Origin of the sequence: Polaromonas naphthalenivorans CJ2 (assembly GCF_000015505.1) — a bacterium.
Lineage (GTDB): Bacteria > Pseudomonadota > Gammaproteobacteria > Burkholderiales > Burkholderiaceae_C > Polaromonas > Polaromonas naphthalenivorans.
The window spans coordinates 3,361,332-3,384,716 of record NC_008781.1 but is presented as its reverse complement, the minus strand read 5'-3'; the positions used below and the strand labels follow the sequence as shown (position 1 = coordinate 3,384,716).

The window sequence follows — 23,385 nt, the reverse complement described above, 5'->3', positions numbered from 1 at the left end:
AATGTATGTATTTTAAGTTGTTGTTTTTCCCACTTTTTATAGGTTTAATATCGGCTCAAAAAATAAATTTATTCGGCGAGATATTCGTTGGTGAGTTATTGGCCATCAGCTATATGATCTTGCGTGCTGGAAGACTCCGCTTATCTACATCTGAGAAAAAAATTGTTGGATTTGGATTTTTATGGGTTTGCGCACAGTTATTTTCTGATTTTTATAATCAAACTATATTTTCAGATGCTATTAAGGGGGTTTTTACTCCCGTAGTTTTTATAAGTACGTTTATAGGGTTGTTAAATTTTTTAAAAAGCAATTTTGAAAGATTTCCTTCGTTTGTATTTGGCACACTTTGTGGTGGCTTAATCAGTCTTTTGTTATTTCCAACGGAATATTTTTTAGATAATTTTTGGAAGTGGGGGATTGGTAGCGCTGTAATAGGTCTGATTTATGTATATTATTCATTTTTTCTACAAAGAAAAAATTTAGGATTATTATTTTTATTATTAATTGCATTTTCAGTCATTAGTTTGTATTTTGATGGCAGGAGTATGGCGGTTTTTCCATTAATTGCAATTTTATGTTATAAATTATTTGGTGCTAATAGTAGTCCAGTCATGGCTAAGCCATTTTCGGGTAAGTGGGTTGGGCTAAAATTAATTATTATTGTTTTGCCAGTATTGTTTTGTATTAACTTAAGCGCTAGTTATTTATTCTCATCGGCTTCCGTGTTGTCGCACTTTTCGCCAGCTAGCGCTGCCAAATACCAAACACAAGCAAATGGTACCTATGGAATTTTACTCGGCGGGCGATCAGAAATATTAATATCAGGGAAAGCCTTTTTGGATAAGCCATGGTTAGGTCACGGGTCATGGGCTAAGGATAGAAGTGGTTATCTTGAAACTTATGCTGTTTTGAAAAGTCAACTCGGTTATTCAATGATGGAGGGTAATGAGGCGGAAGAATTCGGATCTGATTTGTTAATTCCAGCACACTCATATTTGATGGGAACTTTAATTTGGGCAGGAGTTTTGGGGGGAGTGTTTTGGTTGGTTTTGCTGAATGAAATAGTAAGTATTTTTGTTAAAAAAATGAATCTATTACCGATTTATTTTTATGCTGGTACTATTGGATTTATATGGAATGTATTTTTTTCCCCTTTTGGTGCAAATGCAAGATGGAGTACTTCGATATTTCTAGCTGGAATTTATTCTTATGTATATTACCTAAAACTCAAAAGTAATAATAAATTTTATGAAAATTAGTATTGTAACGATATCTTTTAATCAGGCTAAGTATCTACGTCGTTGTATTGAGTCTGTTTTGAATCAGAACTTTAAGAATATAGAATACATAGTTGTTGATCCTGGAAGTACTGATGGAAGTCGAGAAATTATTGAATCGTACGGTTCCAGTATTATAAAAATTTTTGAAAAAGATAAAGGTCCGGCCGATGGATTGAATATCGGTTTTTCAAAGGCCACTGGTGATATTTTTTGTTATTTGAATAGTGATGATGAATTCATTGATGGTGCGCTTGCTTTAGTGGAGAAATATTTTTTGGATAAAAATCATGTTGATGTTTTGTGTGGACATGGTCATGTAATTGATGGAGGATCAGATTATAAAAGACGAATATTTTCTGATTCATTTTCTCTCAAAGCTGCTGCATACGGGGCATCTCTTGCGATTCAGCCTTCCACGTTTTTCAGAAAAGAAATCTATAGAAGCATAGGTGGTTTCAATATTGAAAATAGATCAAATTGGGATGATGAGCTTTTAATTGATATGGCTTTAAAAGGTGCTGAGATAGAGGTCGTAAATGAATTTTTAAGTTGTTACCGAGTTCATGGTGAATCAATTACAGGTACGGGTCGATTGGAAAGTATGCATCATACTCATACGCGTCAAATGTTTTTGAAGATTATGCGTAGACCTTATACAGGCTATGATGATTATTTTTCGCAATACTATAGAATAATGAAGCATATCAAAAATCCTATTGCAACCTTTGAGCGCATAATACATGGTCCGATTTTTGGCACTCAGAAATGATTAAAGTTATTCTTCATTTGCTGTTGATTTTTTTACCATTTAAGTTAAAACGTTTTTTTTACAAAAAATTATTTAACTTTGAGATACATACTTCAGCTCGAATTGGCATGTCTCTTGTGATGCCTGAAGCCTTGTATATGGATCAATATTCAAGTATTGGGAATTTTAATGTAATTAAAGGAGTGACAAAAGTTACTCTTGGCTTGTCTGCATCAATTAGTAATCTGAATTGGATATCGGGTTTTCCAATAAATACGAATTCGTTGCATTTTTCTGATCAGAGTAATAGAGTTCCTGCATTAATACTTGGAGATCATTCGGCGATTACCAATAGACATTTAATTGACTGTACTGATACGGTAACTTTTGGTCGATTTTCTACTTTTGCAGGATTTAGAAGTCAGATATTGACTCACAGCATTTCAATTGTAGATTCTCGTCAGCGAAGTGGTCCTGTCATCATTGGGGATTACACATTTACGGGGACGGGATCAATTATTCTTCCTAATTCTTTTTTACCGAATTTTTCGGTGTTAGGTGCTGGAGCCGTTCTTAACAAAAAATATAATGAAGAGTATTTTCTTTATGCGGGTAACCCAGCCCGCCCTGTCAAAAAACTTGGATGCGATGCGGTTTATTTTAATCGTAAGACTGGGTTCGTAAATTAATTTAATTGTGTTTAATGAAAATCCTCCAAGTCATCTCCTCCATCAACCCAAAAGGTGGTGGTCCTATAGAAGGAGTCAAACAACTCCAGGTGCCATTGCAAGCACTCGGGGTACAAGTGGAAATTGCCTGTTGCGATGCCCCTGATGCGCCGTGGCTGGCGACTTGTGGCCTATCTACTGTCCATGCGCTAGGTCCTACACGCATGGGCTATTCGTACGCACCACGACTGTTGACATGGTTGCGTGAGAATGCTCCTCGTTTTGATGCCGTCATCGTCGAAGGGCTTTGGCAATATCACGGCTTGGCCGTTCGGCAGGCTTTGGCTGGTACGAAGGTTCCGTATTTCGTCTTCACCCATGGCATGCTCGACCCATGGTTCAAGCACACCTATCCACTCAAGCATTTTAAAAAATGGTTGTATTGGCCATGGGCTGAATACCGAGTGTTGCGTGATGCGCGGGCCGTCATTTTCACTTGTGAAGAAGAACGCTTACTGGCGCGTCAGTCGTTCTGGCTTTATCGCGCCAATGAGGCCGTCGCTTCCTATGGAACTTCCAGTCCACCTCGCAATGGTGATGAACTTGCTCAACGGTTTCTTGTCGCTAACCCTCAGTTGCAAAACAAGCGCATTGCCCTTTTCTTGAGCCGTATTCATGAAAAGAAGGGCTGCGATTTGCTGCTGGATGCTTTTGCTCAGATTGGGCGGCAGGACGAGCGCCTGCATCTTGTAATGGCGGGTCCAGATCAGACGGATTGGGCTGCGATTTTGAAAGCGCAGGCCGAAAATTTGGGAATCTCACGCCGCATCACTTGGCCGGGGATGCTGCAAGGCGATGATAAGTGGGGTGCATTCTATGCGGCGGAAGTGTTTTGCTTGCCTTCGCATCAGGAAAACTTTGGCATTGTCGTAGCTGAGGCCTTGGCTTGCGGCAAGCCAGTGCTGATCAGTAACAAGGTCAACATTTGGCGCGAGATTGAATCGGATGCTGCGGGTTTTGTGGATGACGACACGGTGGACGGCACCGTGCACAACTTGCAGCGCTGGCTGGAGCTGGACACCAAGAGCTATACAGCCATGAGCCAAAGGGCGCGGCAATGCTTTGCTACGCACTTTCATATTCAACGGGCTGCGGAGCGCGTGGTGGAGATTATTCGGGAGTGTAGGCCATGATGATTCAGGGGAATGATCCCTACCGTGAACCGTCTTTCACGCTAACACACCGGCTTCGCCGCCAATTATGGAACATTGTTCAAGCGCTACTGTTTCACACCAGCCCCCGTCCATGCCATGTATGGCGGGCATGGTTATTAAGGCTATTTGGTGCCCAGATAGGCCAAGGCTGCCATGTATATCCGGAAGTTAAGATCTGGGCTCCATGGAATTTGCAACTTGGAAGCTTTGTTGGTGTAGGCGATGGCGTAAACCTTTACTGCATGGACCGGATAGAAATAGGTGACTACGCCGTCATTTCACAAGGTGCCCATTTGTGTGGGGGCACGCATAACTATAACAGCGTGAACTTTCAGTTGGTGGTTAAACCTATCGTGATTGGAGCGCGCGTCTGGGTGTGTGCGGAGGCCTTCATTCACCCCGGAGTGGTAGTGCCAGATGGTGCTGTAGTGGGTGCACGAGCCGTAGTAACAAGAAGTCTGGTAACGCCTTGGGCTGTGTATGCGGGAAATCCTGCAATTAAAGTAGGTAATCGAGTAAATAACCATGGCTAATATCTCCATTCTGATTTTGACAAAAAATGAGCAGCAAGATCTTCCGGCTTGCCTGCAAAGTGTTGCTTGGTCAGATGACATTCACGTCTATGACTCAATGAGTACTGATAATACCGTAGCCATTGCACAGAAGTTTGGCGCTACGGTTACCCAGCGACCATTCGATAACTGGGCAGCGCATCAAAACTGGGGACTGAATAATATTCTTTTTAAGCATCCATGGGTGTTTTACATTGATGCCGATGAACGCATGACCCCTGAGTTGGTTCAGACGGTCCAAGCGGCGGCAGCTTCAGCCAAAGAGCAAGTGGCGTTTCGCTTGCAGCGGCGCGATTTTTTCCTGGGAACATGGCTTAAGCATGTGCAGACCTCTCCGTTCTACATGCGGCTATTCCGACCTGAAAAAATGCGTTACGAGCGCTTGGTTAACCCTATTTCCATAGCTGATGGTCCTGTGAGTGAAGTGACAGGTTATCTAGATCACTTTCCCTTTAGTAAAGGTATGAGGCACTGGATTGAACGACATAACAACTACAGTAGTTTGGAGGCGCAGCAAATTGTTGCGAACCGTTCTAAAGCAGCGACTTTTAGCTTGGTAAAGGCATTCACCGCAACAGACTTTCATGAACGTAGATTTCACCAGAAAGAACTCTTCTATCGGTTACCCTTTCGGCCATTGATTAAGTTCTTACTGCTGTATGTGGTAAAGCGTGGATTCTTGGATGGAAAAGCAGGGCTCACCTACGCTATGCTTCAATCTATTTATGAGTATTTTATTGTTTTAAAAGTTAGGGATTTGAATTGATCATTATTTGCCATTAGATGGCATTTTGGGTTGTGGTCGAATTGCAATAATAAAATTTATATTTATGAGTAAAAAAAATTTCGCAGTTGTTTATACTGTTAAAAATGAATCTAGATTGCTACCTAGTGCGATTGAATATTACTTGGCTGCTGGATGCTCAAGAATATACATTTTTTTTGATGGCACCACTGATAATACAAGAGATATAGTTGGGGATTATGATGGCGTAAGATTGAATGAATCTATTCGGCCAAATAATCTTGCCGATTTACCATCGTGGATTACTCAGATAGTCCCTTGGTGGGAAACTGATATGGATGTGCGAAAACGTATAAATACTTATTTTGCAACTAAGAGCGCATTTTCTGATGGTATTGAATGGGTTTTGTGTGTTGATCCAGATGAGATCATGGTGCCGAACATAAATACAAAAATCAACATCAATTTAATTCCTGATTTTTTGGAAAAAATTCCTGAAGATGTTGATCAGATATTGGTAAGAAATTTGGAATTGATACCTACAGTTGCTGAATTAAATAATCCATTTAAGAGTAGTGCTATTTTTTTAAATAGATTTCCAATGACTGAATTATTTTGGAGGTACTCTAGTGCATTGATGCGCAGGCTTCTTGGAAGCCCTAGACTGCATGCTTGGTATGATTATTTATTTTATAGGCTGAGATTTTTTAATGCCTTACCGCGTCTTATGGTGCATCCAGTAAGTAAAGAAAAAATTCCTGCCAGTTATTTTTTAGGTTATTCAAACCATAAGTCATTTGTCAGATCATCTTTTTATGGTGATTATAACTTCGTTGTTCATAAATGGGTAAAATATAAGTCTAGTCCAAAAAATATGTTTTGTGGATTTTTGTTGCATTATGATTTGTTTGATTATAAGTACATGGTTTCTAAGTTTGGTCAGCGCTCGGAATCAATGTTGTTAGTTGTTTTTTATTTTCGGTATATGCTTGCTTCTGTTGCACGGGAGACTAGCCTGGATCAGGCTAAAGAATTTTTTCTTAAGTATATCGCTATTACTGATAGAAAGAGAATTGATGTTCTTTTGAGGAAGAAAATTGTAGTGGAAGTGAAAATTATTTCGGAGTTCTTTGATTCCATTGGTAAGAAAAAATATTAGTGGTATTTGAATTTGTAATTCATCTTGAGTTGTTGAGTGAATAATAAATTTAAAATTAATAACTTGTGATTAATACAGCATTGGCTATTGAGTTATTTCATTTGGGCGTAAAAAATGATAAAAAATTTCGACCTTTAAAGTAAAGGTTGATTTATCGAAATCTGTAGCTGTACTATAACAATAAAGTTGTTTTTTGCAGTAGATCGTAATCAGTTATGGTCTTTGTTTTAGTAACAGTTCGAAGTAGAAATTTTATATATGCACTACAAGTCTATTCAGACCGGACGAGCCATTGCAGCCCTCATGGTGGTATTTTTTCATCTCGGCGGTACGATTGCGCTAGAGAAGTACTTTGGTATTAGCTGGTTTGGCCATGCTTTTTCATTCGGGCATGCTGGAGTGCATTTTTTCTTTGTACTCAGTGGTTTTATCATCATGCAGGTGCATATGGACGATCTGTTCAAGCCAGAGAGAATCAGGTCTTTTTTGACTAAGCGCTGTATTCGCATTTATCCAATTTATTGGCTTATTTTTTTAGGGGTGTTTCTTTTTGCGCTAGCGATACCTTCATTGCGAAACAATGTGCCATCGGATATTGGTTTGATTTTAAAAGCTCTGACTTTGATGCCGCTCGACAAAGCAGTGGTAGGGGGTACTGGAGCACCAGTATTGATCGTGGCATGGAGTCTTCAGTATGAGTTGTATTTCTATGTGCTCTTTGGTCTGGCAATCCTCAATCGCTGGGTTGCGATTGCACTTCTGGTTTTGCTTCCAACTGGAATGCTTTTGGGATTTGGCGTAGGTAACTTTCCGGCCAATTTTTTCTGGTCGGACTGGCTTGTTCTTTTCTTTTTTGGCATGGGAGTAGCCGTGCTTGTTCGTAGAAACCAGATGAAATTTTTAAACCCGATCGCTGTCATTGGAGTGAGTATTGCTATTCTTGTTGCGACGGCTTCGTTGGAGGCTTTCGGAGATGCAGGAGAAATTACTTGGCTTAAGATTTTTTGGGGAATTGGCTTTGCTGGTTTGATATTTGGCTATGTACGTTGTGAGCAAGCAGGACGACGTCTTCCATTGTTGATGCGGCATAAATCAGTTCAAACTCTGGGCGATGCCTCTTATTTCTTGTACTTAATACATTTTCCGCTTATCAGTCTCTTATGCAAAGTAGCAGTGGCGGCAGGCTTGACAGGTATTGCCGGTGCATCAATCACTTTTATCTTGATTGCATTTGCCTGTGTTTTAGTTTCTTTCGCAGGACACTTGCTAATTGAGCGGCCCATGCAAAAGTGGTTCTCGCAAACATTTATTCCGCGGGGAGTTCTTGCGCCTGTGGCCTCGCAATGAGTGTGAGGACGTGGGGCGCGGTAGTAGTAACCTCCGCGTTTTACGTTCAAAGCCCCGAAATTCATCTCATGTATTAAAGGTGCTTTTGGCGCATATCTAACGAGCATAAGCAGCTATCGTTTTTATAGTATTTCAACTCGGTTAGTTTTCTGAAAATCCTACTCTACGGCATCAATTTCGTTCCTGAACTCACGGGAATCGGCAAATACACGGGTGAGATGGCCGCGTGGCTGGTGGCGCGCGGGCATGAGGTGCGCGTGGTCACGGCACCGCCTTATTACCCTGACTGGGCCGTGGGTGCTGGCTATTCAGCACGCACCTGGAAGCGCGAGCGCTGGCAGGGCGTGGACGTGTGGCGTTGTCCGCTGTGGGTGCCGACACGCCCGGGTGGGGTCAAACGACTGCTGCACCTAGCGAGCTTTGCGCTGGGTAGCTTGCCGGTCATGCTGCGCCAGATCATCTGGCGGCCCGATGTGGTGTGGGTGGTGGAGCCGGCGCTGTTTTGTGCGCCTGCCGCCTTGGTTTTGGCGCGTTTGAGCGGTGCGAAAGCCTGGCTGCATGTGCAGGACTTTGAGGTGGATGCGGCTTTTGATTTGGGTCTGCTGCGTGGGAAGTTCTTGCGTGGTGTGGTGGCCGGGACCGAACGCTGGCTGATGCGCCATTTTGACGTGGTGTCCACCATTTCGCAGCGCATGCACCAGCGGTTGCTGGATAAGGGCGTGGTTCCGGCTCAGGCGGTGCTGTCGCCTAACTGGGTGGATGTCCTGGCGATCACGCCTGGGGGACACAGTTTTTCAGCGCAGGCCGGGATGACCGCCAAGGCTGCCGGGACAACAGCCGAGGCGGCTGATGTAACAGGATTGGAAAATTCCTTTCGAGTCAAGTTGGGCATTGCACCCGATGCGGTGGTGGCGCTTTATTCGGGCAACATGGGGGGGAAGCAGGGGCTTGAACTGTTAGCTGATGTGGCAAAACTGTGTCTTGCGCAGGCTGCACCTGCACATACCGCTATCATTTTTGTATTTTGTGGCAACGGCGCTGGCCGTGATGACCTGATGCGGCGCTGTGCAGGCTTGCCCAATGTGCATTTTCTGGAATTGCAGCCGATAGAGCGACTCAACGAATTGCTGGCCATGGGCGATGTGCATTTGCTGCCACAGCGGGCTGATGCGGCTGATCTGGTCATGCCCAGCAAGTTGACCGGCATGCTGGCCAGCGGCCGGCCGGTGTTGGCCACGGCTCATCCTGGGACCGAGCTTGCTCTGGTCGTGCAGGGTTGTGGTGTGGTGGTGCCGCCTGAAGACCCATCGGCCATGGCACTGGCCATGCAGGCACTGGCTGCAAATTCAATACTGCGTAAACAACTGGGTGAGGCAGGGCGGGTTTACGCGCTGGCCCATCTGGATCGTGAGGCGGTTCTGCGAAAGTTTGAATCAGCCCTGATGGCCGTAACCTCCAAGAGTTAATTGCTGAATAGAAACGCTTTGACCATGAAACACCAAATTGCATGGATGCTGCTCGGTTTGCAACTGCTGGCGCTGCTGGTGGGTACGCAAATGCCAGGTGCCTGGCGCAGCGACACGGTGCAAACGCTGCATGCACCTTCATGGGTATCTTCTTTTTCGCATTTTGCGTTGTTTACCGGCATGGCAATGGTTTTGGCGGTACGTCCATTTTCCTGGCCCATTGCCCGCATTGTGCTGAGCGCGTTCGTGCTGGCGCTACTGACCGAGGGTTTGCAGTTCCTGGCTATTGACCGTCACCCGCGCCTGCTGGACGTGGCGATTGATATGGCTGGCACTATTTTTGCTCTGGCTCTTGTAAAAGGAAGAAGTCTATGTACCGTCCACCGATAAGGCTGTCGTCGCCCTCCGTCCGCTTCCTGGCCATGGGCCTGGATATGCTGATCATCTGCATCAGCGGCTTTGTGGCTTGCCTGTGGTATCTCCCTCCACTTGAAGCACACGATATACCGCCGGGTTACAAAATGTTGGTGCTGGCCGCCGCATTTTTGTTTTTGGTGTCTTCGCCGAGTCTTTACCGATCCTGGCGCGTCAATGAACTCGGGGCCATGCTGCGCTCGGTAGCCGTTGCCTGGATGGTCACCATCATGATTTTGCTGGCTGGGCTGTTTGTTACCAAGGCTTCGTCGGATTTTTCACGGGTGTGGTTTGGTGCCTGGAGTGTGGGTACGCTGGGGCTGCTGATGCTGCAGCGGCTGGTGGTGTATGCGGGCTTGCGGTGGTTGCGTGACAAGGGCTACAACTACAAGCGCGTGCTGGTGGTAGGCGACAGTCCGTCCATTCAGCATGTTGAGGAGGCGCTGGAGCAGGCTGCCTGGAGCGGTTTGCGTTTACTGGGAAAGGTCATGCCCAGTGAGCTGGACGCCTACATTCAAAAGCAGCACGGGCTTAAAACCGGGATTGATGAAGTGTGGCTGTGCCTGCGGCGCAACGACGACACGGGGATACGCCTGGTGCTCGATGCACTGCGCCACAGCACCGCCAACATACGGCTGGTACCCGACTGGTTTACGCTGAAGTTGCTCAACCATGGCGTAAGCGAGGTGGTGGGCATCCAGATGCTCGACCTGTCGGCTTCGCCCATTACCGGCGAGTTGCGCCTGATCAAGGCCGTGCAAGACTTCGTACTGGCCAGTCTGATCTTGCTGCTGATCAGCCCGCTGCTGGTGGCGATTGCGCTGGCGGTCAAGTTCACGTCCCGGGGCCCGGTGCTTTACCAGCAAAAGCGCCATGGCTGGAACGGTGAAGAGATCTGGGTTTACAAGTTCCGCAGCATGGTGGTGCACCACGAGGCAGGTTCCCAGGTCACGCAGGCTAGCAAGCATGACTCGCGCATCACGCCGCTCGGGGCTTTTTTGCGCCGCACCAGCCTGGACGAACTGCCGCAGTTCATCAATGTGCTGCAGGGGCGCATGTCCATCGTCGGGCCACGGCCGCATGCGATGGCGCATAACGAGCATTACAAGGAACTGGTGCCGGGCTATGCGCTGCGCCACAAGGTCAAGCCGGGCATTACCGGCTGGGCGCAGGTCAACGGCTTCAGGGGTGAAACCGACACGCTCGACAAGATGGCAAAGCGGGTGGAGTACGACCTGTATTACATCGAACATGTGTCGCTGTGGCTGGACCTGAAGATCATCGTGGCCACGGTGTTCAAGGGGTTTGTGCATAAGAATGCGTATTAGGTTGGATTGTGTAGGATCAGCAAGTCAAGGTCTGCGGTTCATGCTTCGATACCGCATTACCCGGTAAACCCTGCGTTCGCTAGGCTGCAGGCCGATAGCAGGTTGCCTTGTGTTAGTTGAAGGTGCCTGCACGTCAAGCCATCTTTTCAACCCAAACACCGCATCAGGTAAACAGTTTCTCGCATCGCTGTCGCAATTCCTTTTTCACTACCGAAAGCAACAACCTATGAATATTCAAAAAGTCACCAAAGCTGTATTTCCGGTCGCCGGCCTCGGCACCCGTTTCTTGCCGGCCACCAAGGCCAGCCCCAAGGAAATGCTGCCCATCGTGGACAAGCCGCTGATTCAGTATGCGGTGGAAGAGGCCGCTGCGGCCGGCATCACAGAGATGATTTTTGTCACCAGCCAGAGCAAGCGCTCGATTGAAGACCACTTTGACCGTTCCTGGGAGCTGGAGAGTCTGCTGATCAAGCGCCAGAAAAACGAAATGCTGGAGCTGGTACAGAAAATCAAACCCGCGCACGTCAACTGCATCTATGTGCGCCAGGCTGAAGCGCTTGGTCTGGGCCATGCGGTGCTGTGCGCCGAAAGCGTGGTGGGCAACGCGCCTTTTGCCGTGCTGCTGGCCGATGACTTGCTGGATGCGACGACGCCGGTGCTGCGCCAGATGCTCCAGATTTACGAACAGTATCAAGCCAGCGTGGTGGCGGTGGAACGCATTCAGCCTGCGCAAACCCGCTCCTACGGCGTGGTGGCCGGTGACGCAGCGCGCCAGTGCAAGCAGGGGCAGGCTTTTGCCATCAGCGGCATCGTCGAAAAACCGTCTCCGGAAGAAGCGCCTTCTGACCTGGGTGTGGTCGGGCGCTATGTGCTGGACGCACGCATTTTTGACAAACTGCGCAATCTGAATCCCGGTTCAGGCGGCGAGATTCAGCTCACTGACGGCATCGAGGCATTGCTGAAGGAAAACGCCGTGATGGCCTACCTGTATGAAGGCGTGCGCTACGACTGCGGCAGCAAGCTGGGCTACCTGAAAGCCTCGGTGGACTTTGCCTTGCGCCACCCCGAGCTGGATACTGAGTTTGCTGCCTTTTTGCAGCAACGCGCCGCGAGCATCCAGACTGCGGCTTGATGATCGATTCGATGGCCAGCGGTGCAGTCGCGGCGGATGCAGTGATTGCACCGGAACTGCCCGCAAGCGAGTTTGCAGCGGCTGTAGCGGCGCTGCCGCTGGTATCGGTCGATTGGGTGGTCACCAACCCTGACGGCCAGTTGCTGCTGGGCCAGCGTATCAACGCCCCGGCGCGTGGCTGGTTGTTCACGCCGGGCGGGCGCATCCGCAAGAACGAAGCATTGGCCCAAGCCATGCTGCGTGTGGGGCACTGTGAACTGGGTCTGGCGCCAGACGTTTGCAGGCAGGTTCTGGGAAAAGCCCGGCTGATGGGCGCATGGGATCATTTCTATGCCGACAGCGCTTTCAACGCCAGCATGTCAACTCATTATGTGAACCTGCCGCACTGGCTGCCGCTGACCTGGGCCGAGGTAGCGCTTCTCAAGCTGCCCGTGGGTGAGCAACACAGTGCCTGGCAATGGTTGCCGCTGGGGGATGCTGCACAGAACCCGTTGGTGCACCCTTACGTTCGGCCCTATGCGGCCTGGGGGCTGGAAAATTTCTCGAATGCTATCTGTGCTTGACCAGCCTTGAGCGCGCAGGCAACAAAAAAGCCGTTTCTGATTGAACAGAAACGGCTTTTTAAATGTGGTGCCCAGGGCCGGAATCGAACCGGCACGCCTTTCGGCAGCGGATTTTGAGTCCGCCAAGTCTACCAATTTCATCACCTGGGCAAGCGTCAAATTATACATTGCTGGCAGGCCTTCGGAACTCACGAGTTCAAGCTCAAAAAATATACTGTGCGCATGTCCAGCTTTCAATCCGGCGTGCGTTTTTTGGCACTCCCCAATCCTCAGCAAGCTGCAACGCTGCGCCGATGGATTGGTTGTCAGCGTCACATTTTCAACGCCAAGGTCGAAGAAGACCGGCTCTTTGTCGCGCAGCGCCGAATGATGCTTCGAGAAGATGCGGACGCCGTGATTCGCACGCCACTCGATCGGCTTTATGCCCAGTTCAAGGACGACCATCTAACGCCCTGGCTTAGCGACGTGCCCAGTCAGGTGCTTCGCGAAGGCACCTACCGCTGGTTCAATACCAAGCAGCGCCAGCTCAAGGGATTGGCCAAAGCGCCAAGAAAGCGCAGCCAGCGCGACTTCAACTCCGTCATGCTGTGCAGCGATCTGTTCGAGTTCACCGAAGATGGACGCCTCATTCTTGGTACCGCCAAGTTTCCGGTGGGGAGGCTGCACTTCAATGCGCACCGGCCTTTTGGTCATCCGAAGATGATCACCCTGCGCGAATCGGCCGGGCGCTGGTTTGTCAGCTTCAGCTACGAGCAATCGGTGGATACTGTGGAGAACGCTGGCAAGGACAGCCAATTGCTCCGCGAGCCGCACGAACTTGCTTATGAACTCGGCTTGCTGGGAGAAAAAGAAGTGGCGGCGCTCACGCTTGGCATTGACCGTAACGTCGCTGACAACTGTGTTGCCACCAGCCGTGGCGACTTTTTCTTGCCTGAAGCGGTCATGCTTGAGCGTATTGCGCGCAAGGCGCGTGGCGCCAAGCGTCAGCAAAAGCGCCTGGCGCGCACGAAAAAAGGTTCGGCCAATCGTCGCAAAGCGGCCGCGCGCGTTGCACGAAAATACGGCTACAAGGCCGAGGTTCTGCGCGACTTCGCGCACAAGACGAGCCTGGCACTGAGCGATTCGGGGGCCAAACTGATTGTTTTCGAGGATCTAAAAATCCAGAACATGACTCGAAGGCCCAAGGCCAAACAAGACAATTCCGGTCGGTGGCTTCGCAACGGCAGGGCAGCCAAGGCAGGACTGAACCGTTCAATTTTATCTTCGGCCTGGGGCCGTATCAGGGTGATGACCCAGTACAAGGCGGCGCGGCGCAATGTTCTGGTTGGCTTCGTTCGTCCCCATCATTCAAGTCAGGAGTGTTCCCTTTGCGGGCACACTCATCCAGAAAACCGGCATGGCGCCGCGTTTCTCTGTCAACGCTGTGGCTACGCGCAGCATGCAGACCTCAATGCCGCGACAAATATTGCCGCGCGCGGGGTAACGCTGTTGCGCTCGGGCGAACTTGAAACGCCGCCAAAAGCCAAGAAGCGTGTCGCTGTCAAGCGAAGAACAAATTCAGGGTCGGTGCGACCCGGTGTGTCTGTGGAGCATTTACAAGACGCGGCTTCTGGCCTTGCGCCAGGAACCCCGCGCACGATGCTGTGAAGCAGAAAGCCCGTGCCGTAAGGCGGGATGCCCCGACTGCAGCGCCCAAGGCGTTTGGTCGTGGGTAAGTTCACTCCCCTGCGTCTGCCAATTTAAGACGCGGGCAATAAAGGCAAAAGCGAAATTCTGGCACAGTGTCACCCATGAAATTCCAAACTATTGAAGATGCGGTCGGAAAGACACCGCTGGTCGCCCTGCAGCGCATCGCCGCTGCCGACAACGCCGCGCGCGGCAACATCCTCCTTGCCAAGCTCGAAGGCAACAACCCGGCCGGCTCGGTCAAGGACAGACCGGCGCTTTCCATGATCCGGCGCGCCGAGGAGCGCGGCGACATCAAGCCGGGTGACACGCTGATCGAGGCGACCTCGGGCAACACCGGCATCGCGCTGGCCATGGCCGCCGCGATCAAGGGCTACCGCATGATCCTGATCATGCCGGAAGACTTGAGCATCGAGCGTGCCCAGACCATGAAGGCCTTTGGCGCCGAGCTGATCCTGACGCCCAAGAGCGCCGGCATGGAGTATTGCCGCGACCTGGCCGACAGGATGCAGCAAGAAGGCAAGGGCAGGGTACTGGACCAGTTTGCCAACCCGGACAATCCGCGCATTCACTATGAAACCACCGGCCCTGAAATATGGACCGATACCTTTGGAAAAATCACGCATTTCGTCAGCGCCATGGGCACCACCGGAACGATCACCGGCGTGTCGCGTTACCTGAAAGAGCAAAACCCCGCCATCCAGATCATCGGCGCGCAGCCCAGCGAAGGCTCGCGCATTCCGGGCATCCGCAAATGGCCGCAGGAATACTTGCCGAAGATTTACGACCCCAGCGCGGTCGATGAACTGGTGCTCGTCAGCCAGCTGGACGCCGAGGACATGTGCCGCCGGATGGCGCGCGAGGAAGGCATTTTTGCCGGCATCTCGGCGGCCGGCGCCTGCTGGGTGGCGCAGGAGATTGCCAAGACGGTGCAAGACGCCGTGATCGTGTTCGTCGTCTGCGACCGGGGCGACCGCTACCTGTCCACCGGCGTGTTTCCGGCATGATTTTGGCATTTTTCATAACGAAATTGGCCATATGCGCATGCTGCACGGGCATGTACAGCTATAAAAATAATAGCGATTAATCGCCTGCCAGCCATGACCCATGAATTCAGGTTTTGCCCGAACTGCGCGACGCCGCTGGCCATGCGCTCGGAAATGGAAGACAGCGGCGAGAAATCGCGGCTGCGCTGCCCGGCTTGCGACTTCACCCACTGGAACAACCCGACGCCGGTGCTGGCGGCGGTTGTCGAATATGAAGGCCAGATTCTGCTGGCGCGCAATGCAGCGTGGGAGGGCCGGATGTTTGCTCTCATCACCGGCTTCATGGAGGCGGGCGAAACCCCGCAGGACGGCATTGCACGCGAGATCAAGGAAGAAACCAATCTGGACACGGCATCGCTGGACCTGATTGGCGTGTATGACTTTCAGCGCATGAACCAGATCATCATTGCCTACCATGCGGTTTGCACCGGAGAGGTCAGGCTGTCGCCTGAGCTGGCGGAATTCAAGCTGTATGACTTTGACAAGCTCAAGTGCTGGCCGGCCGGCACCGGCTACGCATTGGCGGATTGGCTGCGCGTGCGCGGCCATGTGCCGGAATTCATGCCCTGGGGCGAAAACCCGCACTGAATGCGCTCGCGGCCAGGCGTGGCTGACGCTGCGTTTTGCTGCCTAAAATAGCAGCAATCCCAAGGAAACCCATGAACATCGACAAAGAACTCGACACGCGCGGCCTGAACTGTCCGCTGCCCATCTTGAAGGCCAAGAAAGCGCTCGCCGACATGACGGGCGGCCAGTTGCTGCGCGTGGTTTCGACCGATGCCGGTTCTATCCGCGACTTCCAGGCGTTTGCCAAGCAGACGAAAAATGAACTGGTGGAGCAGCAAACGGTGGGCAGCGACTTCATTCATGTGCTGAAGCGGCGCACGGAGTAGCCGCTTGCCGGGCTCCGCAGGACGCGGAGCCCGGCCAAATCCAGCGGCTTATTTCAGGCGCGCCAACTGCTCCCTGAGTTTCTCCAGCGTCGCCGTGAATTCCGTCAGCCGCTTGCGTTCCTGCTCCAGCACGGCGGGCGGCACCTTGGCGACGAAGGTCTCGTTGGCCAGCTTGGCCTGCACCTTGACCAGCTCGCCCTCAAGCCGCGTGGCTTCCTTGCCCAGGCGCGCTTTTTCCGCCGCCACATCGACTTCCATGTAGAGGCAGACGCGCGCATCGCCGACCACGGCCACGGGTGCGGCTTCGGCGGCGGCGACCCATTCAGCTTCGGTGGCGAACAGCTTGACTTCACTGAGCTTGGCCAGCGATTTGAGCACTGGCGACACGGCGTTGATGAAGTCGTCATCGCCCACGACCAGCAATGGCAAGCGGGTGGCTGGCGAGACCTTCATTTCGCCGCGCAGGTTGCGGCAGGCATCGACCAGCGTCTTGAGCTTGGCGACATGCGCTTCGGCCTGCGGGTCGATCTTTTCGGGCTGGCTTTGCGGATAGGCGGCTAGTCCGATGAAGGGGCCAGCCTTGCCGGCCACGGGCGCGACCTTTTGCCAGAGTTCCTCGGTGATGAACGGAATCAGGGGGTGCGCCAGCCGCAGGATGCCTTCGAGCGTGCGGATCAGCGTGCGGCGCGTGGCGCGTTTTTGCGCGTCGTTGCCTTGCTGGATCTGCACCTTGGCGATTTCCAGGTACCAGTCGCAGAACTCGTCCCAGATGAATTGGTAGATGCTGCCGGCCACGTTGTCCAGGCGGTACTCGGCAAAGCCCTTGGCCACGTCCAGCTCGACGCGCTGCATGGTCGAGGCAATCCAGCGGTCGGCCTGCGAGAAATCAAGATAGTTTTCAAACTCGCTGCCGGGCGCGCATTGTTCCTTGCTGTGTTCATTGAGGCCGCAATCCTGGCCTTCGCAGTTCATCAGCGTGAAGCGCGTGGCGTTCCAGAGCTTGTTGCAGAAGTTGCGGTAACCTTCGCAGCGCTTGCTGTCGAAGTTGATGCTGCGGCCCAGGCTGGCCAGCGACGCAAAGGTAAAGCGCAGCGCATCGGCGCCGTAGCCGGGAATGCCGGCGGGGAATTCCTTTTCGGTGTTCTTGCGCACCTGCGGCGCGGTTTCAGGCTTGCGCAGGCCCTGTGAGCGCTTGTCGAGCAATGGCGCGAGTTCGATGCCGTCGATCAAATCGACCGGGTCGAGCACATTGCCTTCGGACTTGCTCATCTTCTTGCCCTGCGCATCCTTCACCAGGCCGTGAATATAGACATGCCTGAACGGCACCTGGCCGGTGAAGTGCGTGGTCATCATGATCATCCGGGCGACCCAGAAAAAGATGATGTCGTAACCGGTGACCAGCACGCTGGACGGCAAAAACAGGTCCAGTTCCTTGGTCTTCTCGGGCCAGCCGAGCGAGGAGAAGGGCACCAGCGCCGATGAATACCAGGTGTCGAGCACGTCTTCATCGCGGCGCAGCGTTTTGCCGGGCGCCTGGGCCTGCGCGGCGGCCTCGTCGGTGGCGACATAGACCTGGCCGTCCTCGTCGTACCACGCCGGAATCTGGTGGCCCCACCAGAGCTGGCGCGAGATGCACCAGTCCTGGATGTTGCCCATCCACTGGTTGTAGGTGTTGACCCACTGCTCGGGAACGAACTTCACCGCGCCGCTGTCCACCGCGTCAATCGCTTTTTGCGCGATGGACTTGGCCGTAGGGTCTTGCTCCGACACCTTGTTCACGGCGACAAACCACTGGTCGGTCAGCATCGGCTCGATGACCTGGCCGGTGCGGGTGCAGCGCGGCACCATGAGCTTGTGCTTTTTCACTTCGACCAGAAAGCCAGCGGCTTCCAGGTCGGCCACGACGGCCTTGCGGGCGACGAAGCGGTCCAGGCCCCGGTATTTCTCGGGCGCGTTGTCGTTGATCGCGGCGTCGAGCGTCAGCACGCCGATGATCGGCAGCTTGTGGCGCTGGCCAACGGCATAGTCGTTGGTGTCGTGCGCGGGCGTGACCTTGACCACGCCGGTGCCGAATTCCTTGTCCACGTAGTCGTCGGCAATCACCGGAATGTTGCGGTTGCACAGCGGCAAGACAACTTCCTTGCCGATCAAATGCATGTAGCGCTCGTCTTCCGGATGCACCATCACCGCCACGTCGCCCAGCATGGTTTCGGGGCGCGTCGTGGCGACGGTGATGTCGCCCGAGCCATCGGCCAGCGGGTAGCGGATGTGCCACATGAAACCGTCTTCTTCCTCGCTCTCGACTTCCAGGTCGGACACGGCCGATTTCAAAATCGGATCCCAGTTGACCAGCCGCTTGCCCCGGTAGATCAGGCCCTGCTCGTAGAGCTGCACGAAGGTCGAGGTGACCACCTTGGACATCTTCGGGTCCATGGTGAAGTATTCATGCTTCCACGACACCGAATCGCCCATGCGGCGCATCTGGCGCGTGATGGTCGAGCCGGACTCTTCCTTCCATTCCCAGACCTTGGCGACAAAATTCTTGCGCGCTTCGGCAGGCGTGGCGCCCATGTCGTGGCGGGTTTTGCCTTCTTCGCCCTGCAGCTTGCGCTCGACGACGATCTGCGTGGCGATGCCGGCGTGGTCGGTGCCCGGAACCCACAGCGTGTTGTCGCCTTTCATGCGGTGGTAGCGCGTCAGCGAATCCATGATGGTCTGGTTGAACGCATGGCCCATGTGCAGCGTGCCGGTGACGTTGGGCGGCGGCAGCTGGATGGCAAACGACGGCTTCGATTCGTCCAGCGTCGGCTCGTACTGGCCGCTTTGCTCCCACAGCGGACCCCAGTGGCGCTCGATGTCGGCCGGCTCGAACGACTTGGCCAGGCTGTCCAGCCCCGGCGTGGAAGGGATGGCCGGGGCGGTGTCGGTGGCAGGGTTGGGCGGTGTGGGGGTGGCAGCTTCAGTCATGGGGGCAATGAAAAACGGCATCGCACAGATGCCGCCTTGGGTTGAATGGGGTGTTGGAGCAAGCCTGATTTTATTCGACGGATGCGCTCTTGCCGTGTTCCCAGCCTCGCGCGCACATATCTGTCCCTGATCAAAAGCGGGTTATCCAATAAAGCCTGGCCGGCTTGACGCCCTACAATTTCACGGGTTTTCAACAAGGATTATTTTTTATGGCCTCGCATCCCAGGAATCGCAACCTGCCTCATCTTCCACGTCGCCTGGCGATCAAAGCCTGCGCCTCCGGCGTGTTGCTGTGCGCTTTCGGCTTTGACGCGCCGGCATGGGCGCAGCAGCCGCTGGCGCTGTCCACGGCCATCAACCGCGCGGGCCGCCTGCGCGCCTTGTCCCAGCGCATCGCCAAGGCCTATGCGGAGATGGTGCTCGACGTGATGCCCGACCGTGCGCAAAATGTGATGGCGACCGCGCTGGGCATTGTCAAGACCAACCTGACGGAGTTGGGCCGCGCCGGATTTTCCGCCGACATGGCCGGTCTGCTGAACGTGTGCGTCGCCGACGCCGGGCGCCTGTCGGGCCTGGTGGCCGGCGCGCCCGCAGCCGCCCGGCTCGCTGATGTCAACAAGGCCGCCGAACAGCTGCTGGCCAGCGCCGACCGCCTGACCGGGGCGCTGGAAAATCGTGGCAAGTCCAGCGCAAAAATCGTCAATATCGCAGGCCGCCAGCGCATGCTGTCGCAAAGAATGGCCAAGTCCTTCATGCTGATCGAAGCCGGCCAGGATGCGGCGCCCCTGCGCAAGCAGCTGGACACGGCGCGCGGTGAGTTCACCGCCGGGCTGGGCGCCCTGGAAGCGGCGCCGGTTTCCACCGCTTCCATCAAGCAGGATTTGCAGCAGGCGCGCACGCAATGGATGTTTTACCAAAGCGCGCTCGATGGCAAGGGCAGGGCCACGGCGCGCCGCGATGTCGCCACCACCAGCGAACGCATGCTGGAGATCATGGACAACCTGACCAGCGGGTACGACGCCGCGCTCAAGGAACTGCTGGGCAGCATGGCCTACCCGGCCGTCCAGTACGCGGCGCTGTAGCCGGCGGCTATCAGGAAGGGGAAGCCTGCTCAACAGGCAGGGGTGAAAACAAGGGGCTCAAGGCCCCTATTTTTTTATGCTTTTTTACTTTCGCCCGCCAATTCGCTCGACTGCGAAGCCCTGCCGCATGCTGCGATGCACACCCAGCCGGGCGTAGCGGCGCCCTGGTCGTGTCTTGAATCAACCGGGCTCAGTGCGGCCTTTCTTCCCGATATTGCTGATTGAAATCAAGAGTGGATACCCAGGCACTCTGACGATTTTCAAGCTCTACACTGGCCTCGGTTTTTTCAAGATACATTTTTTAACAAGAAATATTTTTATGTCTTTGCACCCCAGGAATTCCCAGCTTCCCTATCCTGCGCGCCGTCTTGCGCTAAAGGCTTGCGTGTCCTCCGGGGCGTTGTTGTATGGTTTTGGTTTTTCTGCCTCGGCATGGGCGCAGCAGCCCCTGGCGATCTCCACGGCCATCAACCGCGCGGGCCGTCTGCGCGCCTTGTCCCAGCGCACGGTCAAGGCGTATGCGCAACTGGTCCTTGGTGTGGAGCCCGAACAGTCGCAGGATGTGTTGACGACAGCGCAGCGCATTGTCAAGACTTACTTGAATGAACTTGGACGTGCAGGATTTTCCGCTGAAACGGCGGGTTTGCTGGCCGTGTGCCAGGCAGACGCCGACCGTCTGGCGGGCCTGGTGGCGGGTGCGCCCGCAGCCAGCCGGCTTTCCGAGGCCAACAAGGCTGCCGACCAGATGCTGGCCAGTGCGGAGCGCCTGACAGCGGCGATAGAGAGCCGGACCAAAGGCAGCGCAAGAATCGTCAACATTGCCGGCCGCCAGCGCATGCTGTCGCAAAGAATGGCCAAGTCCTTCATGCTGGCGGAAGCCGGCGTGGATGCGGAGGCCATGCGCAAGCAGTTGGACACGGCGCGTTCTGAATTTGTCCTGGCGCTGGATTCGCTGGAAGCGGCACCGGTCTCAACCCCCGCCATCAAGCAGGGCCTGGCGCAGGTACGCCTTCAGTGGGTGGTGTACGACATCGGCTTGAACGCCAGGGAAAAACTGGTTGCACGCCGCAATGTGGCCACCACCAGCGAGCGCATCCTGGAAGTCATGGACAACCTGACCGGCCTGTACGAGACCGCGCTCAGGGAACTGCTGGGAACGGTGTCCTACAACGAAATCCGGTTTGCCGGGCTGTATCCGGCATCCTGAGCGCCGCTCGCCAGGCTGCATCCGGCGCCTGCCGGCTGCCTGCCAAGCGCTGCAATGAATCAGCGAAAATAAGGGGCTAAAGGCCCCTATTTTTATGCTGTTTTTACTCTCGCCCGCCAAGTCGCTCGACTACGCCACCCCGGCCCATGTGGCCGCTCACACCCAGCCGCTGTTCAAGCGCCAGTCGGCCGAACTGATCGCGGTGCTGAAAGCCAAATCGCCGCAGGAAATCAGCAGCCTGATGAAGCTGTCGGATGCGCTGGCCGGCCTGAACGTGGCGCGCTACGAAGCCTGGTCGCCGGCATTCACCGCCCACAATTCCAAACAGGCCGTGCTCGCCTTCAATGGCGATGTCTATGCCGGGCTGGACGCCAAGACCCTGGGCGAGGCGCAACTGGCCTGGGCGCAAGACCATTTGTGCATCCTGAGCGGCCTGTACGGCGTGCTGCGCCCGCTCGACTGGATGCAGCCTTACCGGCTCGAAATGGGCACGGCGCTGGTGACCGGGCGCGGCAAAAACCTGTACCAGTTCTGGGGCGCACAGATTGCCGACTACCTGAATGAACGCGCGGCCACCGATGTGTCGCCCGTCATCGTCAACCTGGCCAGCGAAGAGTATTTCAAGTCGGTCAGCCGCAAGGTGCTGAAGGCGCGCGTCGTGACCTGCGTGTTCGAGGAGTGGCGCGGCGACAAATACAAGATCATCAGCTTCATGGCCAAGCGCGCACGCGGCCTGATGGTGCGCTACGCTATTGAAAATAGGCTGGCAACGGTGGAAAAGCTCAAGGGTTTTGAGGCGGAAGGCTATTGCTTCGATGCTAGCGCCTCGGCGGTGGACCGGCTGGTGTTCAGGCGCGGGCAGGGCGCTTGAGCCTGCGCGAACGGCCGCTGCCGGTAAATTTTGATCAATAAACCATCTAGCGCACGCCACATATGCGCAAGCAGCTATGAAAATTAGAGCAAACGGCATCGACATCGAAGTCGAGGACAGCGGCCCGGCCTTCGATGCGCAGGGCCGGCCGCGCCCGGTCGTGCTGCTCATCATGGGTCTGGGCATGCAGCTGATTGCCTGGCCGACCGCCATGGTGCAGGCGCTTGTCGATGCCGGCTACCGGGTCGTGCGCTTCGACAACCGCGATGCCGGGCTGAGCCAGCATTTCGATGCGCTGGGCAAGCCCAAAGTGCTCTGGGCGGGGCTTAAATACCGGCTCGGCTGGCGCATCAAGCCGCCTTACAGCCTGCACGACATGGCGCTGGATGCGCTGGGCGTGCTCGATGCGCTGCACATCGACCGGGCGCATGTGGTCGGCGCCAGCATGGGCGGCATGATCGCGCAGCGCCTGGCCCTGCTGGCGCCCGCGCGGGTGTTGAGCTTGAGCAGCATCATGAGTTCGAGCGGCGCGCGCGGCCTGCCCGAGGCCAGCCCTGAAGTCACCCGCGTGCTGATGAGCCGCCCCGGCAAGGGCCTGGACGCGGCCATCGAGCATTCGGTCCGGGTCTTCAAGACCATTGGCAGCCCCGGTTTTTCCATGAGCGATGCCGAGTGGCGGAACCTCGTGGGAACTGCGGCCAGTCGCAGCTTTTATCCGGTCGGCATCTTGCGGCAGATGGTCGCCGTTCTGGCCGACCGCACGCGCGCCGATGAGCTGGCCGGCATCACGGTGCCGACGCTGGTGGTGCATGGCAAGGCCGACCCGCTGGTGCCGCTGGCTTGCGGCGAAGACACCGCCCGGCGCATTCCGGGCGCAACACTGGCCGGCATTGACGGCATGGGCCACGACTTGCCGCCCGGCGTGGTCGAGCGCCTGCTGGCCTTGCTGATTCCGCACTTCGCATCCGCCCCTTCCAGGAAATGAAATTGGAACTGA

General features: G+C 53.9%; 22 protein-coding genes and 1 tRNA gene. 21 read left to right on the top strand and 2 right to left on the bottom strand.

Going from position 1 to position 23,385, the window contains the following annotated elements:
* The first annotated feature begins 5 nt into the window (after window positions 1-5).
* From PNAP_RS27100 to PNAP_RS15870, 13 genes are all read left to right on the top strand, one after another.
* Entirely contained in the window at window positions 6-1,259 is a 1,254-nt protein-coding gene (locus tag PNAP_RS27100) for a hypothetical protein (RefSeq protein WP_011802555.1), read from the top strand.
* The gene (locus PNAP_RS25780; RefSeq protein WP_011802554.1) at window positions 1,249-2,049 is read left to right on the top strand and encodes a glycosyltransferase family 2 protein; all 801 of its coding nucleotides are present in this window, start codon (window positions 1,249-1,251) and stop codon (window positions 2,047-2,049) included. Before PNAP_RS27100 ends, PNAP_RS25780 begins: the two co-directional genes overlap by 11 nt.
* A complete protein-coding gene (locus PNAP_RS25775; protein WP_011802553.1) occupies window positions 2,046-2,717 on the top strand; it encodes an acyltransferase in 672 nt (223 codons plus the stop codon). The genes PNAP_RS25780 and PNAP_RS25775 overlap by 4 nt, the downstream gene beginning before the upstream one ends.
* Before the next feature lie 14 nt (window positions 2,718-2,731).
* Window positions 2,732-3,889 carry a glycosyltransferase gene (locus PNAP_RS15910; RefSeq protein ID WP_011802552.1) on the top strand — a complete coding sequence of 386 codons (1,158 nt, stop codon included), beginning with the start codon at window positions 2,732-2,734 and terminating at the stop codon, window positions 3,887-3,889.
* Window positions 3,886-4,443, top strand: coding sequence for a WcaF family extracellular polysaccharide biosynthesis acetyltransferase (locus PNAP_RS25770; RefSeq protein ID WP_011802551.1), 558 nt, complete (start codon window positions 3,886-3,888; stop codon window positions 4,441-4,443). The genes PNAP_RS15910 and PNAP_RS25770 overlap by 4 nt, the downstream gene beginning before the upstream one ends.
* Complete coding sequence (locus PNAP_RS15905) at window positions 4,436-5,248, top strand: glycosyltransferase family 2 protein (RefSeq protein ID WP_011802550.1); 813 nt, start codon at window positions 4,436-4,438, stop codon at window positions 5,246-5,248. The genes PNAP_RS25770 and PNAP_RS15905 overlap by 8 nt, the downstream gene beginning before the upstream one ends.
* A 64-nt stretch (window positions 5,249-5,312) precedes the next feature.
* Complete coding sequence (locus PNAP_RS25765; protein WP_083758058.1) at window positions 5,313-6,386, top strand: glycosyltransferase family 2 protein; 1,074 nt, start codon at window positions 5,313-5,315, stop codon at window positions 6,384-6,386.
* Between the two features lie 258 nt (window positions 6,387-6,644).
* Window positions 6,645-7,733 (top strand): acyltransferase family protein, encoded by a 1,089-nt coding sequence (locus tag PNAP_RS15895; RefSeq protein ID WP_011802548.1) that lies wholly within the window; start codon window positions 6,645-6,647, stop codon window positions 7,731-7,733.
* A gap of 149 nt (window positions 7,734-7,882) precedes the next feature.
* Window positions 7,883-9,199, top strand: coding sequence for a glycosyltransferase WbuB (locus tag PNAP_RS15890; RefSeq protein WP_041377357.1), 1,317 nt, complete (start codon window positions 7,883-7,885; stop codon window positions 9,197-9,199).
* A gap of 24 nt (window positions 9,200-9,223) precedes the next feature.
* Window positions 9,224-9,589 carry a VanZ family protein gene (locus tag PNAP_RS15885; protein ID WP_011802546.1) on the top strand — a complete coding sequence of 122 codons (366 nt, stop codon included), beginning with the start codon at window positions 9,224-9,226 and terminating at the stop codon, window positions 9,587-9,589.
* Window positions 9,571-10,941, top strand: a complete 1,371-nt coding sequence (locus tag PNAP_RS15880) for an undecaprenyl-phosphate glucose phosphotransferase (RefSeq protein ID WP_011802545.1) — start codon at window positions 9,571-9,573, stop codon at window positions 10,939-10,941. Before PNAP_RS15885 ends, PNAP_RS15880 begins: the two co-directional genes overlap by 19 nt.
* Window positions 10,942-11,173: 232 nt before the next feature.
* Window positions 11,174-12,073, top strand: a complete 900-nt coding sequence (gene galU, locus PNAP_RS15875; RefSeq protein ID WP_041377356.1) for a UTP--glucose-1-phosphate uridylyltransferase GalU — start codon at window positions 11,174-11,176, stop codon at window positions 12,071-12,073.
* Window positions 12,073-12,636 carry an NUDIX domain-containing protein gene (locus PNAP_RS15870; RefSeq protein WP_011802543.1) on the top strand — a complete coding sequence of 188 codons (564 nt, stop codon included), beginning with the start codon at window positions 12,073-12,075 and terminating at the stop codon, window positions 12,634-12,636. Before galU ends, PNAP_RS15870 begins: the two co-directional genes overlap by 1 nt.
* Before the next feature lie 65 nt (window positions 12,637-12,701).
* On the opposite strand, the gene PNAP_RS15865 is transcribed toward PNAP_RS15870, so the two are convergent.
* Window positions 12,702-12,786 (bottom strand) — tRNA-Leu (locus PNAP_RS15865).
* A 72-nt stretch (window positions 12,787-12,858) separates the two neighbouring features.
* Here PNAP_RS15865 and PNAP_RS15860 point away from each other — a divergent pair.
* The 4 genes from PNAP_RS15860 (at window position 12,859) to PNAP_RS15845 (ending at window position 16,261) form a co-directional block, all read left to right on the top strand.
* On the top strand, window positions 12,859-14,283 hold the full coding sequence (locus PNAP_RS15860; RefSeq protein ID WP_011802542.1) for an RNA-guided endonuclease InsQ/TnpB family protein: 1,425 nt from the start codon (window positions 12,859-12,861) through the stop codon (window positions 14,281-14,283).
* A gap of 143 nt (window positions 14,284-14,426) precedes the next feature.
* Complete coding sequence (gene cysM, locus PNAP_RS15855) at window positions 14,427-15,329, top strand: cysteine synthase CysM (protein WP_011802541.1); 903 nt, start codon at window positions 14,427-14,429, stop codon at window positions 15,327-15,329.
* A gap of 93 nt (window positions 15,330-15,422) precedes the next feature.
* Window positions 15,423-15,956: an NUDIX hydrolase gene (locus PNAP_RS15850; RefSeq protein WP_011802540.1), complete on the top strand. Its 534-nt coding sequence runs from the start codon at window positions 15,423-15,425 to the stop codon at window positions 15,954-15,956.
* A gap of 71 nt (window positions 15,957-16,027) precedes the next feature.
* Window positions 16,028-16,261, top strand: a complete 234-nt coding sequence (locus PNAP_RS15845; RefSeq protein ID WP_011802539.1) for a sulfurtransferase TusA family protein — start codon at window positions 16,028-16,030, stop codon at window positions 16,259-16,261.
* Window positions 16,262-16,309: 48 nt separating this feature from the next.
* Here the strand turns inward: PNAP_RS15845 and PNAP_RS15840 are convergent, their stop codons facing one another.
* Window positions 16,310-19,228: a valine--tRNA ligase gene (locus PNAP_RS15840; RefSeq protein ID WP_049763773.1), complete on the bottom strand. Its 2,919-nt coding sequence runs from the start codon at window positions 19,226-19,228 to the stop codon at window positions 16,310-16,312.
* Between the two features lie 209 nt (window positions 19,229-19,437).
* Here PNAP_RS15840 and PNAP_RS15835 point away from each other — a divergent pair, with 209 nt between their 5' ends.
* The 4 genes from PNAP_RS15835 to PNAP_RS15820 all read left to right on the top strand — a co-directional run bounded on the left by PNAP_RS15835 (window position 19,438) and on the right by PNAP_RS15820 (window position 23,373).
* A complete protein-coding gene (locus tag PNAP_RS15835) occupies window positions 19,438-20,310 on the top strand; it encodes a type IV pili methyl-accepting chemotaxis transducer N-terminal domain-containing protein (RefSeq protein ID WP_011802537.1) in 873 nt (290 codons plus the stop codon).
* 319 nt (window positions 20,311-20,629) lie between these two features.
* Entirely contained in the window at window positions 20,630-21,517 is an 888-nt protein-coding gene (locus tag PNAP_RS15830; RefSeq protein ID WP_011802536.1) for a type IV pili methyl-accepting chemotaxis transducer N-terminal domain-containing protein, read from the top strand.
* A 94-nt stretch (window positions 21,518-21,611) separates the two neighbouring features.
* Entirely contained in the window at window positions 21,612-22,388 is a 777-nt protein-coding gene (gene yaaA / locus PNAP_RS15825; protein ID WP_011802535.1) for a peroxide stress protein YaaA, read from the top strand.
* Window positions 22,389-22,464: 76 nt separating this feature from the next.
* On the top strand, window positions 22,465-23,373 hold the full coding sequence (locus tag PNAP_RS15820; RefSeq protein WP_011802534.1) for an alpha/beta fold hydrolase: 909 nt from the start codon (window positions 22,465-22,467) through the stop codon (window positions 23,371-23,373).
* Window positions 23,374-23,385: the final 12 nt, after the last annotated feature.

Coding starts and splice junctions, on each gene's coding strand:
- PNAP_RS27100 (WP_011802555.1), top strand. CDS start 6: ATGTATTTTAAGTTGTTGTTTTTCCCACTTTTTATAGGTTTAATATCG.
- PNAP_RS25780 (WP_011802554.1), top strand. CDS start 1,249: ATGAAAATTAGTATTGTAACGATATCTTTTAATCAGGCTAAGTATCTA.
- PNAP_RS25775 (WP_011802553.1), top strand. CDS start 2,046: ATGATTAAAGTTATTCTTCATTTGCTGTTGATTTTTTTACCATTTAAG.
- PNAP_RS15910 (WP_011802552.1), top strand. CDS start 2,732: ATGAAAATCCTCCAAGTCATCTCCTCCATCAACCCAAAAGGTGGTGGT.
- PNAP_RS25770 (WP_011802551.1), top strand. CDS start 3,886: ATGATGATTCAGGGGAATGATCCCTACCGTGAACCGTCTTTCACGCTA.
- PNAP_RS15905 (WP_011802550.1), top strand. CDS start 4,436: ATGGCTAATATCTCCATTCTGATTTTGACAAAAAATGAGCAGCAAGAT.
- PNAP_RS25765 (WP_083758058.1), top strand. CDS start 5,313: ATGAGTAAAAAAAATTTCGCAGTTGTTTATACTGTTAAAAATGAATCT.
- PNAP_RS15895 (WP_011802548.1), top strand. CDS start 6,645: ATGCACTACAAGTCTATTCAGACCGGACGAGCCATTGCAGCCCTCATG.
- PNAP_RS15885 (WP_011802546.1), top strand. CDS start 9,224: ATGAAACACCAAATTGCATGGATGCTGCTCGGTTTGCAACTGCTGGCG.
- PNAP_RS15880 (WP_011802545.1), top strand. CDS start 9,571: ATGTACCGTCCACCGATAAGGCTGTCGTCGCCCTCCGTCCGCTTCCTG.
- PNAP_RS15870 (WP_011802543.1), top strand. CDS start 12,073: ATGATCGATTCGATGGCCAGCGGTGCAGTCGCGGCGGATGCAGTGATT.
- PNAP_RS15860 (WP_011802542.1), top strand. CDS start 12,859: ATGTCCAGCTTTCAATCCGGCGTGCGTTTTTTGGCACTCCCCAATCCT.
- cysM (WP_011802541.1), top strand. CDS start 14,427: ATGAAATTCCAAACTATTGAAGATGCGGTCGGAAAGACACCGCTGGTC.
- PNAP_RS15850 (WP_011802540.1), top strand. CDS start 15,423: ATGACCCATGAATTCAGGTTTTGCCCGAACTGCGCGACGCCGCTGGCC.
- PNAP_RS15845 (WP_011802539.1), top strand. CDS start 16,028: ATGAACATCGACAAAGAACTCGACACGCGCGGCCTGAACTGTCCGCTG.
- PNAP_RS15840 (WP_049763773.1), bottom strand. CDS start 19,228: ATGACTGAAGCTGCCACCCCCACACCGCCCAACCCTGCCACCGACACC.
- PNAP_RS15835 (WP_011802537.1), top strand. CDS start 19,438: ATGGCCTCGCATCCCAGGAATCGCAACCTGCCTCATCTTCCACGTCGC.
- PNAP_RS15830 (WP_011802536.1), top strand. CDS start 20,630: ATGTCTTTGCACCCCAGGAATTCCCAGCTTCCCTATCCTGCGCGCCGT.
- yaaA (WP_011802535.1), top strand. CDS start 21,612: ATGCTGTTTTTACTCTCGCCCGCCAAGTCGCTCGACTACGCCACCCCG.
- PNAP_RS15820 (WP_011802534.1), top strand. CDS start 22,465: ATGAAAATTAGAGCAAACGGCATCGACATCGAAGTCGAGGACAGCGGC.